Source organism: Thioclava arctica, from assembly GCF_040892615.1.
Lineage (GTDB): Bacteria > Pseudomonadota > Alphaproteobacteria > Rhodobacterales > Rhodobacteraceae > Thioclava > Thioclava arctica.
On record NZ_JBFRYC010000007.1, the window covers coordinates 126,467 to 145,050 of the forward strand.

At 62.4% G+C, this 18,584-nt stretch carries 12 protein-coding genes; 8 read left to right on the forward strand and 4 right to left on the reverse strand.

Annotation, left to right across the window (positions count from 1 at the left end):
- Positions 1-73: 73 nt before the first annotated feature.
- Positions 74-1,864: a trypsin-like peptidase domain-containing protein gene (locus AB4874_RS13000; RefSeq protein ID WP_368392297.1), complete on the forward strand. Its 1,791-nt coding sequence runs from the start codon at positions 74-76 to the stop codon at positions 1,862-1,864.
- Between the two features lies 1 nt (position 1,865).
- Here AB4874_RS13000 and AB4874_RS13005 read toward each other — a convergent pair whose 3' ends face one another.
- A complete protein-coding gene (locus AB4874_RS13005; RefSeq protein WP_368392298.1) occupies positions 1,866-3,314 on the reverse strand; it encodes a TrkH family potassium uptake protein in 1,449 nt (482 codons plus the stop codon).
- 162 nt (positions 3,315-3,476) lie between these two features.
- Here AB4874_RS13005 and AB4874_RS13010 point away from each other — a divergent pair, with 162 nt between their 5' ends.
- The 5 genes from AB4874_RS13010 (at position 3,477) to AB4874_RS13030 (ending at position 10,606) form a co-directional block, all read left to right on the forward strand.
- Complete coding sequence (locus AB4874_RS13010; RefSeq protein WP_368392299.1) at positions 3,477-6,908, forward strand: pyruvate carboxylase; 3,432 nt, start codon at positions 3,477-3,479, stop codon at positions 6,906-6,908.
- Positions 6,909-7,164: 256 nt separating this feature from the next.
- The gene (locus AB4874_RS13015; RefSeq protein ID WP_368392300.1) at positions 7,165-7,827 is read left to right on the forward strand and encodes an SDR family NAD(P)-dependent oxidoreductase; all 663 of its coding nucleotides are present in this window, start codon (positions 7,165-7,167) and stop codon (positions 7,825-7,827) included.
- Positions 7,828-7,892: 65 nt separating this feature from the next.
- The gene (gene surE, locus AB4874_RS13020) at positions 7,893-8,678 is read left to right on the forward strand and encodes a 5'/3'-nucleotidase SurE (RefSeq protein ID WP_295535327.1); all 786 of its coding nucleotides are present in this window, start codon (positions 7,893-7,895) and stop codon (positions 8,676-8,678) included.
- A complete protein-coding gene (locus tag AB4874_RS13025) occupies positions 8,675-9,331 on the forward strand; it encodes a protein-L-isoaspartate(D-aspartate) O-methyltransferase (protein WP_295535330.1) in 657 nt (218 codons plus the stop codon). Before surE ends, AB4874_RS13025 begins: the two co-directional genes overlap by 4 nt.
- A gap of 63 nt (positions 9,332-9,394) precedes the next feature.
- On the forward strand, positions 9,395-10,606 hold the full coding sequence (locus AB4874_RS13030; RefSeq protein WP_368392301.1) for a peptidoglycan DD-metalloendopeptidase family protein: 1,212 nt from the start codon (positions 9,395-9,397) through the stop codon (positions 10,604-10,606).
- Between the two features lie 109 nt (positions 10,607-10,715).
- Here the strand turns inward: AB4874_RS13030 and AB4874_RS13035 are convergent, their stop codons facing one another.
- Positions 10,716-11,687, reverse strand: a complete 972-nt coding sequence (locus tag AB4874_RS13035) for a DUF808 domain-containing protein (protein ID WP_368392302.1) — start codon at positions 11,685-11,687, stop codon at positions 10,716-10,718.
- A 109-nt stretch (positions 11,688-11,796) separates the two neighbouring features.
- On the reverse strand, positions 11,797-13,314 hold the full coding sequence (gene gatB, locus AB4874_RS13040) for an Asp-tRNA(Asn)/Glu-tRNA(Gln) amidotransferase subunit GatB (RefSeq protein ID WP_368392303.1): 1,518 nt from the start codon (positions 13,312-13,314) through the stop codon (positions 11,797-11,799).
- Positions 13,315-13,643: 329 nt separating this feature from the next.
- Here gatB and AB4874_RS13045 point away from each other — a divergent pair, with 329 nt between their 5' ends.
- Complete coding sequence (locus tag AB4874_RS13045) at positions 13,644-14,828, forward strand: sugar ABC transporter substrate-binding protein (RefSeq protein ID WP_295535341.1); 1,185 nt, start codon at positions 13,644-13,646, stop codon at positions 14,826-14,828.
- 6 nt (positions 14,829-14,834) lie between these two features.
- Entirely contained in the window at positions 14,835-16,925 is a 2,091-nt protein-coding gene (locus tag AB4874_RS13050; RefSeq protein WP_368392304.1) for an ATP-binding cassette domain-containing protein, read from the forward strand.
- Positions 16,926-17,105: 180 nt separating this feature from the next.
- Here the strand turns inward: AB4874_RS13050 and AB4874_RS13055 are convergent, their stop codons facing one another.
- The gene (locus AB4874_RS13055) at positions 17,106-18,581 is read right to left on the reverse strand and encodes an NAD(P)(+) transhydrogenase (Re/Si-specific) subunit beta (RefSeq protein ID WP_295535347.1); all 1,476 of its coding nucleotides are present in this window, start codon (positions 18,579-18,581) and stop codon (positions 17,106-17,108) included.
- Positions 18,582-18,584 lie beyond the last annotated feature (3 nt).

An 18,584-nucleotide genomic window follows, 5' to 3' on the forward strand; every position in this document is an offset into this window, starting at 1 on the left:
CCTGCCATTTGAGGGGGTGACCTTGCGCGAGGTTTCGATAAGTTGCGCGACAAGACGATAAAAAGGGGTGGGTATGCGCAAGGTTCACAAAGCGATTTCGGTCATTGTCGGGGCGAGTTTGACGGCGATGGTCTGGACCGGCAGCGCATGGGCGCAGGCTTGGGTGCAGATCGAGGCGAAATCTTCACTCGCCCAAGCAGAGGAACGCGCGCGCGACTGGGCGGGGATGTTTCCGGATGCCTCGGGCTTTCGTTTGAAATCGGGCTGGTATGCGATTGCGCTGGGGCCGTTCGCGGATGAGCAAACGGCCGATGATCGCCGCCGCGCGCTGCGTCAGGACGGGTTGATCCCGCGCGACAGTTTCGTGGCCGATGGCGGGCAGTTCACACAGCAGTTTTGGCCGATTGGGGCAAGCCTGAGTGGCGCGCCGATCAGGCCAGTCGAGACCCAGCCCCTGCCCGACACCGCCCCTGCCCTTGGCGCGGCTGAAGTCCCCGCCCCCCCTGCGGCTGAGCCCGCAACGCCCGCGCAGCCCGCACCTGAAACGTTGGCAGACTCGCGCCGTCTTGAAAGCGCGCTGAGCCGCGATCAGCGCCGCGACATTCAGGCCGCGCTGGATTGGGAAGGCAGCTATCAAGGCGCGATTGACGGGCTGTTCGGGCCGGGCACGCGCAGCTCAATCGCCGATTGGCAGATGAAAAACGGCTTTGAGCCGACGGGGGTTCTCTCTTCGGCGCAGCAGATGGAATTGCTCGACCGGGTGGCGGCATCACGCGCCGCGTTGGGGCTGCAAACGGTCGATGAGACCGAGGCCGGAATCTCAATTGAGCTGCCGTTGGGGCTGGTGCAATTCGCGCGCTACAACACGCCTTTCGTGAATTACGCGCCCAAAAACGATAGCGGCGTACAGGTCTTGCTGATCTCGCAGCCGGGCGATGCGGCGCGGTTGCGCGGTCTGTATGATGCGATGCAAACGCTTGAAATCGTGCCGGTTTCCGGGGATCGCACCCTGCGAAACAATGGTTTCACCATTGAGGGCGGCAACAGCGAAATCCAGTCTTACACGCAGGCCACGCTGTCCAAGGGGCTGATCAAGGGCTTTGTGCTGGTCTGGCCTGCAGGCGATACCAAGCGCATGGGCCGGGTGCTGGAGGCGATGAAATCCAGCTTCAAGCCGATTGGCACCGCCGCGCTGGATGCCACGCTGGGCCAGCCGATGTCGGTCACGCGCGCAGCCCTGATGGCGGGGATTGAGAAACGCACGCCGGTGTTTTCGCGCTCGGGGTTTTACATTGATGCCAAGGGCTCGGTTCTGACGGCGGCACAGGGGCTGGCGCAATGCGGGCGCATCACGGTCGATGCGCATCCCGCCGATCTGGCGTTCAACGACGCGCAGATGGGGTTTGCCGTGTTGCAACCCAGCGCGCCGCTTGCCCCCAAAGGGTTCGCGCAATTCAGCACCCAAGCCCCGCTTGCAGGCGCGCAAATCACCGTGGCGGGGTTCTCTTACCCCGAAGCCCTGCCCGCGCCGGTGTTGAACTTTGGCACGCTGTCCGCGCTCAAGGGGCTGGCGGGCGAGACCGATCAGGCCCGCATCGAGGCCAAGACGCGCGCAGGCGATGTCGGCGGGCCGATACTGGATGGCACGGGCGCGGTGATGGGGATGTTGCTGCCCCCCGCGCAGGATGCCGGCCGGATGTTGCCCGATGGCTTGCATGCCGCGCTGCAGGCGCAGGCGATGGCCCCGGCACTGTCGCAAAACGGCTTCCCCCCCGAGGCGGCCAGTTTTTCAGGCCCGCGCGCAGCCGAAGACCTGCAGCAGATCGCCGATCGGATGGTGGTGCGGGTGTCGTGCTGGAAGTGATCTAGGCGCGCCAGAAGCGGGGCAAGAACAGCACGAGCACGCTCATCAATTCGAGCCGCCCGATGCACATCGCCCCGCTCATCAGCCATTTCGCGCTGGCCGGGAAATCCGCGACCGAGCCATTGGCCGTGATCTCGGGGCCCCAAGCCGGGCCGATATTGGCGATCGAGGTCCAGGCGGCGGTCATCGCGGTTTCGGTCTCAAGCCCGGTGAAGGTCAGCGCGATGATCAGCACCCCGAAGGTCAGGATGAACAGCGAAAAGAACGCCACGACCGAGTTGACGACTCCGTCCTCAACGGCCTGCCGGTCATATTGCACGCGCAGCAGACGATGGGGTGAATAAAGCCGCTGGATTTGCACCTTGATCGCCTCGAACAAGATCAGGTAGCGAAACACTTTGACCGAGCAGGCGGTTGAGGACGTGCAGCCCCCGATCAGCCCCGAAATGATAAGAACGGTAAAGGCGAGATGGCCCCATTGGGTGATGTCTTCGGACGCGTAGCCAGTGCCGGTAAAGGTCGAGACGACGTTGAATGTCACCTCGCGCAGGGTCGGCCAGAACGAGGCCTCGTGGCGGATCATCCGGTAGATCACGATCACCGCAATCGCATAGCCCATCCAGCGCAGGAACGCGCGCACCTGCGGGTCGCGCCAGAGTGGCACCACATTGCCCTGCGTCATCTGCACAAAGCGGATAAACGGCATCGCGGCGAGTGCCATATACACTGAGGAGGCATATTCCGGCGCGCCCTTATAGGTCGCAAAAGAGGCGTCGTAATTGGAAAACCCGCCCGTGCTCATCGTGGTGAGCGCATGCATCACCGCATCAAACCCGGTCATGCCCAGCGCCATATAGGTCATCGCGCAGGCAATCGTGAGGCCGACGTAAATACGGATCAACGCGGTTGAGATATCCATCGCGCGCGGCAGAATTTTGCCAAGCGTATCAAAACCTTCCGAGCGGAAAAACTGCATCCCGCCGACCTTCATCACCGGCAGAAAGATCATCGCGACGATGATAATCCCCAAGCCCCCCAGCCATTGCAGCAAGCCTCGCCACAGGTTCACGCCCGGGGGCAAGCCATCAAGATGGGGGATCACGGTGGTGCCGGTGGTGGTAAGGCCCGACATCGCCTCGAAATAGGCATCCGTCAGGTTCAGATGCGGCGCGCCCAAGATCATCGGCAGTGCGCCAAACAGCGGCAAAGTCAGCCAGACGGCCGTGGTCAAGACGAAGCTTTGCTGAATGGTCAACGTGCTGCGCAGCGCATCGCGCGAGGCTAGCGACAGCACGAAGCCGGTGCTGACCGTCAGGATCGCGCTTTCGACGAATACCTGCCAATGGGGTGATCCATAACCCCAATCCACCGCCGCCGGGATCAGCATCGTCAGCCCCAGCACGGATGTCAGCATGCCGATGATGTAGCCTACCGGGCGCAGATCGATCATGTGCCCACCTTGCCCAGCTAACGGGGCTAGTCAATAGCCGCAATCGGGGTTTGCAAAGTCCTTGAGTTTGATCTGTAAATTTGCCGCGCTTTGCAGATAGGCCTTGCGCTGCGCTGCGGCGACGCTACCGTTCAGCCGGTTTTGAAAGAGCGGGAGACAGCAATGTTCAACAAGATCCTCGTGGCAAATCGCGGCGAAATCGCGATCCGGGTAATGCGCGCAGCCAATGAGCTGGGCAAGAAAACAGTTGCCGTATATGCCGAAGAGGACAAGTTGGGGCTGCATCGTTTCAAGGCGGATGAGGCCTATCGCATCGGCGAGGGGCTGTCGCCTGTTGGCGCCTATCTCAGTATCGAGGAAATCATTCGCGTGGCCAAGGAATCGGGCGCGGATGCAATTCATCCGGGCTACGGGCTTTTGTCGGAAAATCCCGATTTCGTAGAAGCTTGCGCCGATGCGGGCATCACATTCATCGGCCCCAAGGCCGAGACGATGCGCGCCCTTGGCGACAAGGCGTCTGCGCGTCAGGTTGCGATCAAGGCGGGCGTGCCGGTGATCCCCGCGACCGATGTTCTGGGCGAGGATTTCGACGCGATCAAGACCGAGGCTGCCAAAGTGGGCTATCCGCTGATGCTCAAGGCGTCTTGGGGTGGCGGCGGGCGTGGGATGCGCCCGATCACGTCCGAGGACGAGTTGGTCGAAAAGGTCCGCGAGGGTCGTCGCGAGGCCGAGGCCGCCTTTGGCAATGGCGAGGGTTATCTGGAGAAGATGATCATCCGTGCGCGCCATGTCGAGGTGCAGCTTTTGGGTGACACGCATGGTGGCCTTTATCACCTGTTCGAACGCGATTGCACCGTGCAGCGGCGCAACCAAAAAGTGGTGGAGCGCGCCCCTGCCCCGTACCTGAGCGACGCGCAACGCGCCGAAGTGTGCGCATTGGCGCTGAAAATCGGCAATGCCGTGGGCTATCAGAACGCGGGCACCGTCGAATTCCTGATGGATATGGACACCGACCAGTTCTATTTCATCGAGGTCAATCCGCGCGTTCAGGTCGAACATACCGTCACCGAGGAAGTGACCGGGATCGACATCGTGCAGGCCCAGATCAAGATCGCCGAGGGTGCGACCCTGACCGAGGCCACCGGGGCCGCCGCGCAATCTGACATCCAGCTTTCGGGCCATGCGCTGCAATGCCGCGTGACCACGGAAGACCCGCAGAACAACTTCATTCCCGATTACGGCCGCCTGACCGCCTATCGCAGCGCGACCGGCATGGGGATTCGCCTTGATGGCGGCACCGCCTATGCGGGCGGGGTGATCACACGCTATTACGACAGTCTTCTGGTCAAGGTCACCGCTTGGGCGCAGACGCCGGACCAAACGATCCGCCGGATGGACCGCGCCTTGCGCGAGTTTCGTATTCGCGGCGTGTCCACCAATATCGATTTCGTCATCAACCTGCTGAAACATCCGACCTTCTTGGATATGAGCTATTCGACGAAGTTCATCGACACCACGCCCGCGCTGTTTGATTTCAAGCTGCGCCGCGACCGGGGCACGAAAATTCTGACCTATATCGCGGATGTCATCGTGAACGGGCATCCCGAGACTGTCGGGCGGGCCAAACCCCATGCCGAAGCCAAACCCCCTCGCCTGCCCCCGATCACGGGTGCGCCGCAGCCGGGCACGCGCAATCTGCTGGAAACCGAAGGCCCGCAAGCGGTCGCGGATTGGATGAAGGCGCAGAGCAAGCTGTTGCTGACGGACACCACGATGCGCGACGGGCATCAATCGCTGCTGGCGACGCGGATGCGCTCAATCGATATGATCAAGGCCGCGCCCGCCTATGCCGCCAACTTGGGCGATCTGTTCTCGGTGGAATGCTGGGGCGGCGCGACGTTTGATGTGGCCTATCGCTTCTTGCAGGAATGTCCCTGGCAGCGGTTGCGCGACATTCGCACCCATCTGCCCAACGTGATGACGCAGATGCTGCTGCGCGCCTCCAACGGCGTGGGCTACACGAATTATCCTGACAACGTGGTGGAGTTCTTCGTCAAGCGCGCCGCCGCGACCGGGGTGGATGTGTTCCGCGTGTTCGACAGCCTGAACTGGGTCGAAAACATGCGCGTCGCGATGGATGCGGTGATTGAAAGCGGCAAGGTCTGCGAAGGCACGATCTGCTACACTGGCGATATTCTTGACCCCGATCGCGCGAAATACGACCTGAAATATTACGTCGGCATGGCCAAGGAACTTGAGGCGGCGGGCGCGCATGTGCTTGGTCTCAAGGATATGGCAGGCCTGCTGAAACCCGCTGCCGCGCGCCAGTTGATCACCGCGCTTAAGAACGAGGTCGGCCTGCCGATCCATTTCCACACCCATGACACCTCTGGCATCGCCGGCGCGACGGTTCTCGCCGCTGCCGATGCGGGCGTGGATGCGGTCGATGCGGCGATGGATGCGTTTTCGGGCGGCACCTCGCAGCCCTGTCTTGGCTCCATCGTCGAGGCCTTGGACCATACCGAGCGCGACACCGGGCTTGATATCGCCGCGATCCGGCGGATGTCGAATTATTGGGAAGCCGTGCGCCATCAATATGCGGCGTTCGAATCTGGCCTCGAAGCCCCGGCCTCAGAGGTCTATTTGCACGAAATGCCCGGCGGCCAGTTCACCAATCTCAAAAGTCAGGCGCGCTCGCTGGGGCTGGAAGAGCGTTGGCACGAGGTGGCGCAGGCCTATGCCGATGCCAACCAGATTTTCGGCGATATCGTCAAGGTCACGCCCAGTTCGAAAGTGGTCGGGGACATGGCGCTGATGATGGTGGCGCAAGGGCTGAGCAAGGAAGACGTGCTTAACCCGGCCAAGGATGTCTCCTTCCCCGATTCCGTGATCGACATGATGCGCGGCAATCTGGGCCAACCCCCCGGCGGCTGGCCCGAAGGGATCTCGAAAAAGGTGCTCAAGGGCGAGGTCGCCTCGACCGAGCGCCCCGGCAAACACCTGCCCGCCGTCGATCTGGAAAAGACGCGCACCGATCTGGCCGCGCAGCTTGGCATTACGATTGATGACGAAGATCTCGCCGGATATCTGATGTATCCCAAGGTCTTCACCGATTACGCCACGCGCCATGACACCTATGGCCCGGTGCGCACCCTGCCCACCCCGGTGTTTTTCTACGGGCTTGAGCCGCAGACCGAAATCTCGGCCGAAATTGATCCGGGCAAGACGCTGGAAATCCGCTACCTCACTGAAGGCGACACGGATGAATTGGGCGAGGTGAAGGTCTATTTCGAACTCAACGGCCAGCCTCGCGCCGTGCGCGTGCCCAACCGTGCGGTCAAGGCCACAACGGCGGCAAAACCCAAGGCGGATCCCGGCAATCCCAACCATATCGGCGCGCCAATGCCCGGCTCGGTTGCGAGCGTCGTGGTGAGCGTGGGCCAGGTCGTCAAGCCGGGCGATATGTTGCTGACGATCGAGGCGATGAAGATGGAAACCGGCATTCACGCCGACCGAGAGGCCACGGTCAAGGCGCTGCATGTGACGCAAGGTGCACAAATCGACGCCAAGGACCTGCTGATAGAGCTGGAATAAAGCGGGCTGCCCAATCGCCAGTCGCGGTTGGGCAGAGACCGCCACTGGGGCGACGGGTGTCGGCGGGTTCTGTTGCTGGCGTACATGCCCCGCCTGCTGCGCAGGTTTCCCCGGAATATGCGGGCAAACGCGATGGCAAGACAGCCGCGCAGGGCGGCGAAATGACCTGTCTGCAATCGCACAGCACCACGCGATTGCATCGCAGGGGGCTGCGCGCTCTTGCATGGGCGCGCGCAGGGTGGCAAAGACTTGCCCTATGAGCACCGATACAACCCAAGATAAAAAACTTGCCCTGATCACCGGCGCGTCGCGCGGACTCGGGGCGGCTTTGGCCGAAGCGCTGGCCGCGGATGGCTATCACGTCATGGCCGTGGCGCGCACTTCTGGCGCGCTCGAAGAGCTGGATGACCGGGTGCAGGCGCTTGGCGGCACCGCGTCGCTGGGGCCGCTGGATGTCACTGACCCCGATCAGATGGCGCATCTGGCGGGCTCGATTGGGGCGCGCTGGGGCGGGGTCGATCTGTGGGCGCATTGCGCGATCCACGCAGCCCCCTTGTGCCCTGCTGGCCATATCGACGCCAAGGAGTTGTCGCGCTCCACGGCCGTGAATATGACCGCCACGGCGCAGTTGATCGGGCTGATCGAGCCGCTCTTGCTGGCGCGCAAGGGCACGGCCCTGTTTTTCGACGATGATCGCGCGGGGCAGAAATTCTTTGGCATTTACGGCGCAACGAAGGCGGCGCAAATGGCCATGGTGCGCAGCTGGCAGGCTGAAACTGTCAAGGTCGGGCCGCGCGTGATGATCGCACCCCCCGCCCCGATGGCCACGGCATTGCGCGCGCGGTTCTTCCCGGGCGAAGACCGCGATGCACTGGCAGATCGCCACGCCGAAGCGCGCCGGATTCTGGCAAGCCTGTAAGCCCCGCTTTACCCTGCGGCCCACCCGCGTTAAGCAGGGGCAAATGCCAGCAGACCGGGGGCCATATGCGCATTCTCATCACCAATGACGACGGGATCGACGCGCCCGGCCTTCAGGTTCTAACCGAAATCGCCGCCGAGGTGGCTGGCCCCGATGGCGAGGTCTGGACAGTCGCGCCCGCCTTTGAGCAATCCGGCGTCGGCCATTGCATCTCCTACACCCATCCGATGATGATTTCCAAACTGGCCGAGCGGCGCTTTGCCACCGAGGGCAGCCCTGCCGATTGCGTGTTGGCCGGGCTCTATGATGTGCTCGAGGGGCAGCGCCCCGATCTGGTGCTGTCGGGCGTGAACCGGGGCAATAATTCAGCCGATAATGCCTTATATTCCGGCACGTTGGGCGGCGCGATGGAGGCCGCTTTGCAAGGCGTTCCCGCGATTGCGCTGTCGCAATTCCTTGGCCCGCTGGTGTTCGACGCCCCCGATATGTTCGAGGCGGCGCGGGTGCATGGGGCGGGCCTTGTGCGCAAGCTGTGGGAAAACGGCGTCTGGGACGATGGCGATTATCGGGTGTTTTACAACGTGAACTTCCCGCCCGTGCTGGCCGCTGATGTGAGGGGCCATAAGGTCGCCGCGCAAGGCTTTCGCAAGGATTGCTATTTCGGCGTTGAGCCCCATCACGCGCCCTCGGGGCGGCGGTTCTTGTGGGTCAAAGGCGGACCGCAACACACGCCCACCGCGCCGGGCACCGATGCGGCGGCCAATCTGGATGGCTATATCTCGGTCACGCCGATGCGCGCCGATCTGACCGCCCATGACGTGCTGGTCGATCTGGAGGCGCGTCTGGGATGAGCAAAGAGGCGCAAGAGAACCTGGCCGAGCGCAAGATGCGCTTTCTCTTTGCGCTGCGTTCCAAGGGCGTGACGGATGCACGCACGCTGAGTGCGATGGAGACAATCGACCGGGGCCGTTTTGTGCGCGGGCTGTTTGCCGAGCGCGCCTATGAGGACATGCCGCTGCCCATCGCCTGTGGGCAGACGATCAGCCAGCCCTCGGTTGTTGGCCTGATGACGCAGGCGCTAAAGGTCGGGCCACGTGATACCGTGCTGGAAATCGGCACCGGGTCTGGCTATCAGGCCGCCGTGCTGAGCCAGCTTGCGCGCCGGGTCTATACAGTGGATCGCCACCGCCGCTTGGCGCGCGATTCCGAGGCGCTGTTTGCCGCCCTGTCGATCCCCAATATCGTGACGATTGCGGGCGATGGATCGCGGGGCTTACCCGATCAGGCCCCCTTTGATAGAATTATCGTGACCGCTGCCGCCGAAGACCCGCCCGGCCCACTCTTGGCCCAGCTCAAGATCGGCGGTATCATGGTCTTGCCGGTGGGTCAGTCTGATACGGTGCAAAGCCTGATCCGGGTGCAACGCCTTGAGAGCGGGTTTGACTATGAAGAATTGCGCCCGGTGCGCTTTGTTCCTCTTGTTGAGGGGATGGCGAGCGATTGACGGGCCTGGGCAATAGCGTGACAAGGGTCCCCCAGAGGCCCGGCAAACAGTGAGGACGAGCGGATGGTATTGAGAAACTCCCGGTTGCGACTGATCCTTGTGGCAGGCGTGGCCGCAGGCACATTGGCGGCTTGCGACCAGCAAGGCTTTGACATGGACCTGCGCCGCTTTGGCACGGGTGGACTGGAAACGACCGAGGCGGCGCGCCAAGCGGTACAAGATCGCCCGCGCCCCGATAGCCGTGGCATCATCACCTATCCCAATTATCAGGTCGTGGTCGCCAATCGCGGTGACACCGTGACCTCGGTCGCCCAGCGCATCGGCGCCGATCCCGGGGCACTGGCGCGCTATAACGCGGTTGCCCCCAACGCGGTGCTGAATGCAGGAGAGGTTCTGGCCCTGCCCAACAGCGTCGGCGGCGGTGTGACAAGCAATACACCGATGGGTGCTGGCGCCAATCCCAGCGCGCTGACGGCGGATACGATTGATATCACTTCGCTGGCCTCCAACGCGATCGACAAATCCCAAGCCGGGCAAACCGCGCGCCCAGTCGCCTCCAAGCCGGTGGTCACATCCCCCACCAGCCCCGAGCCGATCCGCCACAAGGTTGCGCGCGGAGAGACGGCCTATTCGATCGCGCGCTATTACAACGTGCCAGTCAAGGCACTGGCGCAATGGAACGGGCTGCCCAATGATCTCAGCGTGCGCGAGGGGCAATATCTGCTGATCCCGGTCGCCTCGAACCGCCAACCGGCCAAGGTGGAAACCGCAAGCTCTACCACTGTTCCCGGTATCGGCTCGCCGACCCCGGTTCCGCCTTCGGCCGCCGAGCCGCTGCCCAAGATCGTACCGCCCAAGGCCTCGGCCCCGGTGGATAAATCGAGCGTGCCCGATATGAGCAATGAGCGCACCGCCGCCTCAAGCAGTAGCAAGATGACGATGCCGGTCTCTGGCGCGATCATTCGCCCCTTCAAGAAGGGCAAGAATGATGGAATCGACATTTCCGCAAGCCCCGGCACGGCGGTGAAAGCGGCCGAGGCGGGCACGGTGCTACTGATCTCTCAAGACACTGATAATGTGTCGTTCTTGGCGCTGAAACATGCCGATAACCTGGTCACGGTCTATTACAACGTAGCCGGGCTGAGCGTGAAAAAAGGTGCGAGCGTGACGCGCGGGCAGACGATTGCCAAGGTGGCGCCGGGCGATCCGGGCTATCTGCATTTCGAGGTCCGCAAGGGGATCGAGTCGATCGATCCGATGCCCTATCTGAACTGACGGGCCCTATCTGAACTGATGGGAGGGGGCGCTGCACCCAACTGCCAAAGCCGCGGCTTTGGCAGTCTCCCCCGGAGTATTTAGAGCTAGATGAAAGAGCCGCGTGCGATCAGTGCGCGGTTTTTTTCTTGCCCGTCAGCAGGCGGTAAAGCGGCTGGATGATCCGCATTACCACCGGGATCAACACCAGCCCGTAAGCAAGCCCGAAGATGCCATCGAAAAACGCCGTAACGGCCCAAGTAACGAAGCCCTGCGCGGTGGCAAGGGCATGGGCTGCGGCTTCGGCCTGATGGTGGATCCAGTCATAGGGCGCGTGAAACCCAAGCTCGGCGAGCCCGTGCAGCACGATATTGCCGCCCACCCAGATCATCGCGGCCGTGCCCACCGTCATCAATACTGTCATCAGCCACGGCATCAGCTTGACGACACCATGACCCAGCGCGCGGGTGGGCGCCAGCTTGCCGTTTTTGCACAGCCACAGCCCCGCATCGTCAGCCTTCACGATCAGCGCGACGCTGCCATAGACCACAACAGTCACACCAATGCCGATGATCGCAAGCGCCAGCGCCTCCATCCAGATATTTTGCGCGGGCGGCAACGCGGCCAGACCGATTGTCATGATCTCGGCGGACAGGATGAAATCGGTTTTCACGGCGGCTTTGACGCGGGCTTCTTCCAAGTGATCGGCCGTTTGCGCCGCTATATGCCCCTCGGCGTCGGGCACATGCGGTTTGAAGATGTGATAGACCTTCTCGGCGCCCTCAAAGCACAGGTAAGACCCGCCCAGCATCAAGAGCGGTGTGATCAGCCATGGTGCGAAGGCGGACAGCAGCAGCGCCGCGGGCAACAGGAACACCAGTTTGTTCTTGATCGAGCCGAGCGCGATTTTCCCCACAATGGGCAGTTCGCGCGCAGGGGCAAAACCATGGACATATTTTGGGGTGACGGCGGCGTCGTCGATCAGCGCCCCTGCCGCCTTGCCCCCCGCCTGCACCGCTTGGCCCGCCGCATCGTCAATCGAGGTCGCCGCAATCTTGGCAATCCCCGCCACATCGTCCAACAGCGCCAGCAAACCACTCATACGTATTATCCTACTCGTCTCACCCGTTGGCCAACCTAGGGTGAGGGGCCAAGGGTGGCAAACGAAAAGGGCGCCCGAAGGCGCCCTGATGCCCACCCTGCGAGGGCGCTTACAGGCCTAGCTTGCTTGCCACGATCTCGTTGACCGCTTTGGGATTAGCTTTGCCGCCCGAGGCTTTGATCACCTGCCCCACAAACCAGCCCGCGAGTTTCGGGTTGGCGCGGGCCTTTTCGACCTGATCGGGGTTGGCGGCGATTACGGCATCGACCGCCGCCTCGATGGCCCCGGTATCGGTGACCTGAATCATGCCGCGTTCTTCGACGATCTTCTCGGGATCGCCGCCTTCGGTATAGACGATCTCGAACAGCTCTTTGGCGATCTTGCCCGAAATCTTGTCGGATTTGATCAGCTTGATGATCGCGCCAAGTTGCGCGGGCGAAACCGGGCTGGCGGTGATCTCGGCGTCGTCCTTTTTCAGACGGCCGAACAGTTCATTGATGACCCAGTTGGCGGCCAGCTTGCCATCGCCTGCTTGCGCGACCACGGCCTCGAAATAATTGGCGTTTTCAACGTCTGCCGTCAGCACCGAGGCGTCATATTCCGACAGCGCGAAATCCTTGACGAAGCGGGCTTTTTTGCCGTCGGGCAGTTCGGGCATCGAGGCGGCAATATCATCGACCCAAGCCTGTTCGATTTCCAGTGGCAGCAGATCAGGGCACGGGAAGTAGCGATAATCATGCGCCTCTTCCTTGGAGCGCATCGAGCGCGTTTCGCCCTTGTCCGGATCATAGAGGCGAGTTTCCTGCACGACTGTGCCGCCGTCTTCGACGATGGCGATCTGGCGACGCGCCTCGTATTCGATCGCAGCTTGGATAAAGCGCATCGAGTTCATGTTCTTGATCTCGCAACGCGTGCCGAGATGGCTGAAATCCTGCGTTTCCTGATACTTCTCATAAGCGCCGGGTTTGCAGATCGACACGTTCACATCGGCGCGCAGGTTGCCGTTTTGCATGTTGCCATCGCAGGTGCCTAAGTAACGCAGGATCTGGCGCAGCTTGGCGACATAGGCGGCGGCCTCTTCGGGGCCACGGATGTCGGGGCGGCTGACGATTTCCATCAGCGCCACACCGGTGCGGTTGAGATCGACGAAGGACATGTTTGGATCCATGTCGTGGATCGATTTGCCCGCATCCTGTTCAAGGTGGATACGCTCAACGCGAACCTTGCGCGCGACGCCCGGGCCCATATCGACGATGATCTCGCCCTCGCCCACGATGGGATGGTAGAGTTGGCTGATCTGATAGCCTTGCGGCAGGTCGGGGTAGAAATAATTCTTGCGATCAAAGGCCGAAGTCAGGTTGATCTCGGCCTTGAGGCCCAGCCCGGTGCGCACGGCTTGCGCCACGCAGAATTCGTTGATCACGGGCAACATGCCGGGCATCGCGGCATCCACGAAAGCGACGTTGGAATTGGGCTCGGCCCCGAAGGTGGTCGAGGCACCCGAGAACAGTTTCGCATTCGAGGCGACCTGCGCGTGAACCTCAAGCCCGATCACCAATTCCCAATCCGATTGGGCCCCGGCAATGACCTTGGGTTGGGGCGAGGTAAATTCGAGATGGTCGAGCATGTCCGCATCCTGTCTGAAAGGCGTCTCGCGCCTTCTAGGACAGGGGCGGCGCGGGGGCAAGAGGGCGGCCACATCCGGGCGCGCCAAGCGCGCGATCTGCGGGCCCGATACCGATGCTCATACGGGCCCCTGATGCTGCAGCGCAGCAACACAGACTCTTGACCCTTCGCGAGTGGCCGCGCCCTTTGCGTGCGCGGGATTTGCACCATGATATCGCTAACAGGGTGTGCCCCGCCGGGCCACGCACCCTGCTGCGTTGCGCAGAACAAAACCTGATCCGAAGCGGGGTTGGGCAGAGGAGGAAATGACCCGGCTTCTGGAGGATTCTTATGACCAAACGCACCCATCTTTCGCCGGTTTCGGCAATGATCCGGCTTGCAGGAACCAGCGCGATCGCGCTTGGCCTATGTGGAATGGCCGCGCAGGCTCAAGGCGTGAGCGCATCCGATTTCGGCGCCGATTTCGCGGCGATGGCCAAGCTCAAGGACGTCACCGCCAAGGGTAAGGGCAAGATCGGCGTCTTGCTGCCCGATACGGCCAGCTCGGCGCGCTACACCTCGTTTGACGAGCCCTATCTGAAGAAAGCTTTCGATATGGCGGGCCTTTCAAGCAGTGACCTGATCGTCTCGAACGCGCAGGGCTCAGAGGCAGATCAGCTGACGCAGGCGCAGACCGATATCAGCCAAGGCGCGACGGTTTTGCTGCTGGACCCGATCTCGTCGGGCGGCGGCGCTGCAGTTGAGCAATACGCCAAGGAACACGGCGTGGCCGTGATCGACTATGACCGCCTGACGGTGGGCGGGTCGCGCGATTATTATATCAGCTTTGACAACGTCTCGGTGGGCAAGCTGATCGGTCAGGGCATGGAACAATGCCTGAGCGATTGGCAGGTCAAGAACCCCGATATCCTTGTCATGGCGGGGTCTCCTGATGACAACAATGCCACGCTGTTCAAGCAAGGCTATCTAGATGTTCTCAAACCGAAATTCGACGCGGGCACCTATAAGAACGCGGGCGAGCCTGCCGGTAGCTGGGACCCCTCGGTTGCACGCACCACCTTTGAGCAGCAGTTCACCGCGCATGAGAATATCAACGCGGTCGTGACGCCCAATGACGACAACGCCAACGCTGTGATCTCGTATCTCAAGACGCTGAAGGTTCCGCCAAAAACCTTCCCGACCACGGGTCAGGACGCGACGCTGACGGGGCTGCAAAACATCCTCACCGGCTATCAGTGCGGCACCGTTTACAAACCGATCTATCTTGAGGCCCAAGCCGCCGCCGCACTCGCGCTTTATGTGCGCGCAGGCGAAACCCCGCCCGCAGGCCTGATCAACGGCAAAACGATGGACAGCGCGCAGAAAAAAGACGTGCCCTCGATCCTGATGGTGCCGATCTGGGTCACCGCGAAGACCATCGCTAACACTGTCGTGAAGGACAAGTTCGTGGATGTGGCCAAGCTCTGCACCGGCGATGCGACCGCTGCGTGCAAAGCCGCTGGTATCGGGAACTGATAGCCAATGAACGAGATGGGTAATGGGACCGGGCCCCAGGATGCGATTCTGCGCATCCGGGGCCTGGAAAAGCGTTTCGGCGCGGTGCAGGCCCTGAGCGGCGTCGATTTTGACGTGCGCCCGGGTCAGGTGACGGCGCTGGTGGGTGACAATGGCGCGGGCAAATCCGTGCTGACCAAAACGATCGCAGGCATTCATGAGGCCGATGGCGGAACGATCGAATGGGATGGAAATGTCGTGCGGGTGCGCAATCCGCGCGACAGTGCCGAGTTGGGCATCGAGGTGGTCTATCAAGACCTTGCGCTATGCGACAATCTCGATGTGGTCCAAAACATGTTTCTGGGCCGCGAAATCCTGACCAACGGGATGCTCGACGAGGACGCGATGGAACGCGCCGCCGCCGAGACGCTGGCCGGGCTGCGGGTGACGACATTGCGCTCGATCCGCCAGCCGGTGGCCTCGCTTTCGGGTGGGCAGCGCCAGTCGATTGCGGTCGCCAAGGCGGTGATGTGGAACTCGAAGCTGGTGATCCTGGACGAGCCCACCGCCGCGCTGGGTGTGGCCCAGACCGGCCAGGTTCTGCAACTGGTGCGCCGTCTGGCCGATCAGGGGCTGGCGGTGGTGATGATCTCGCACAACCTCAACGATGTGTTCGCGGTGGCTGACAATATCGCGATCCTGCGGCTGGGCGAGATGGTCAGTCAGGGGCCGATGGACAATTACGACACCCAGCGTGTGGTCGAGTTGATGACCACGGGCAAATCGGACCATGTGGTTGAGCCCGGCAAGGGGCGCGCGGCGCCCTCGATTGCGGCAGAAAACGCCAAGGACGTGGCCGAAGCGCGCGCGGTGTCTGGCGATAGCGGCCCTGCCGCCGTGGTCAGCACCGGCGAGGCCGAAAGCTTTGCCAGCTACATGGCGCGGGTCTGGTCACGGGTGAAGGCAGGCGAAAGCGGGGTCTTGCCGGTTGTGCTGGGCTTCGTGCTGATCTCGGCGATCTTCCAGTTCCAGAACGATAAATTCCTGTCCTCGGGCAACCTTGTGAACCTGCTTGTTCAGGGCTCGGTCTTTATGATGATCGGGATGGGGCAGGTTTTCGTGCTGCTTCTGGGCGAGATCGACCTGTCGCTGGGCTTTGTCGCAGGCATAGGGGCGACGGTGGCGACGCTGCTGGTCGCGCCGGGCATGGGCTGGCCGTGGTGGGCGGCGGTGATCGTGGCACTGGGTGTCGCGGCGGTGTTGGGGATTTTCCAGGGCCTGCTGATCACCAAGCTGCGCCTGCCCTCTTTCGTGGTGACGCTGGCGGGTTTGCTGGGCTTTAACGGGCTGATGATCCAACTGCTGGGCGCGGGCGGCACGGTGCCAATCGCGTCTGATACGATCAACAACTTTGCCAATGGCACGCTGAGCCCGCTGATGGGCTGGGTGTTTACCGGGGTGGCCGTGGCGGTTTTTGCAGCCCTCACCTATCGCAAGGACGCCAAGCGCCGCGCCAGCGGTCTGGTGGCACCGCCACTGGGGTTGACGCTGCTCAAAATCGCGCTGGCGGTTGTGGCCGGGGTTGTGCTGGTCACGATCTCGAACATGAACCGCGGGATTGCGCGCTTTCCGCTGTCGGGGATGCCTTGGGTGATCCCGATCGTGTTTGGGGTGCTGATCGCGTGGTCCTTCCTGCTCGGCAAGCTGAAATTCGGGCGCTACGTTCTGGCCATCGGTGGCAATGCCGAGGCCGCCCGGCGTGCGGGCATCAAGCTGGGTCTGATCCGCACGGCAGCCTTTACGCTGGCGGCCACCACGGCGGGCGTGGGGGGCATCATCTACGCCTCGCGGCTGCGCTCGATCTCGACCAGCTTCGATGGCGGCACGATCGTGCTGTATGTCGTAGCCACGGCGGTGATCGGGGGCACCTCGCTGTTTGGCGGGCGCGGCCATCCGCTGCATGCGGTGCTGGGCGGGGTCGTGATTGCGGCCATCGTCAACGGCATGGCGCTGCTGGGTCTGCCCGCTGCGGTGCAGCTGATGGCAACCGCGCTGGTGCTGCTGGCTTCGATCACGGTCGATGTGGTGGTGCGCAGACGCGGCGAGACCACACGCTAAGGCGCCCTGCGCAAAACATTGGAAAGGCCCCGCCAAATGCGGGGCCTTTTTTCGTTGCGATGAGGGCTGTGACCTTTGGCGCGTGCGACCAGCACGGACGACACCTCCCCTTGAAGGGGCTCACGCCCCATGAAAAAGGGCGACCCGAAGGCCGCCCCATCCAATCCATCTGCGCCGCGATCAGTCGATCATCGGTAGCAGCGTGTTCACCGACGCCTTGGCATCACCATAGAACATCCGCGTGTTTTCTTTATAGAACAGCGGGTTCTCGATGCCGGAATAGCCTGTGCCCTGACCGCGTTTAGACACAAAGACCTGTTTCGCCTTCCACACCTCAAGAACCGGCATCCCCGCGATGGGCGAGTTCGGATCTTCTTGGGCGGCCGGGTTCACAATGTCATTCGAGCCGATGACGATCACCACATCCGTTTCCGGGAAGTCATCGTTGATCTCGTCCATCTCCAGCACGATATCGTAAGGCACTTTCGCCTCGGCCAAGAGCACGTTCATATGCCCCGGCAGACGCCCGGCAACCGGGTGAATGGCGAAACGCACGGTCTTGCCTTGGGCGCGCAGCTTGCGGGTCAGCTCGCTCACCGCCTGCTGGGCCTGCGCCACCGCCATGCCGTAACCGGGCACGATGACCACGCTATCGGCCTCGTTCAGTGCTGCAGCAACGCCATCGGCGTCAATCGCGATCTGCTCGCCCTCAACCGCCATCGCGGGGCCGGTGGTGTTGCCAAACCCGCCCAAGATGACCGACACGAAAGAGCGGTTCATCGCCTTACACATGATGTAGCTCAGGATTGCACCCGACGAGCCAACCAGCGCACCGGTCACGATCAGCAGATCGTTGCCAAGGCTGAAACCAATCGCCGCCGCCGCCCAGCCCGAGTAGCTGTTGAGCATTGAGACGACCACCGGCATATCCGCGCCGCCGATCCCCATGATCAGGTGATAGCCGATGAAGAAGGCCAGAAGCGTCATCAGCAACAGCGCCCAGACCCCTGCCCCGTTCAGGAAGGCAATCAGCAGCAACACCGAGCCAATCGCAGCCCCGGCATTGAGCATATGCCCGCCCGGCAGCTTCTCGGCCTTGGAGCTAAGCTTGCCCGCCAGCTTGCCGAACGCCACGACCGACCCGGTAAAGGTGACCGCACCGATGAACACGCCAAGGAACAGCTCGACGCGCAGGATCGACAGCTCGACCGGCGCTTTATGCGCCAGCAGCGCCGCAAAGCCACGCAAGCCGCGTTCGTGCAGCGCCGCCGCGATGCCCGCCTCGTTCAGCGTGCCCGACAGCGAGGCCTTGAGCGCCATCACATTGGCCATTTCGAGATAGGCGTTATAGCCCACGAACACCGCCGCCAGACCGACGAGCGAGTGCATCGCGGCCACCAGTTGCGGCATTTCGGTCATTTGCACGCGGTTGGCCACGAACCAGCCGATGATGCCACCCGCCGCAATCATGACGACCGAGATCAACCACAGGCCAGAGCCCGGCCCGATCAGCGTCGCGACAACCGCCAGCGCCATGCCGGTGATGCCATACCAGACGGCGCGTTTGGCGCTTTCTTGGCCCGAAAGCCCGCCCAGCGAGAGAATGAAGAGAACTGCCGAAACGACATAGGCAGCGGTCGAGAATCCGGTTTCCATTGT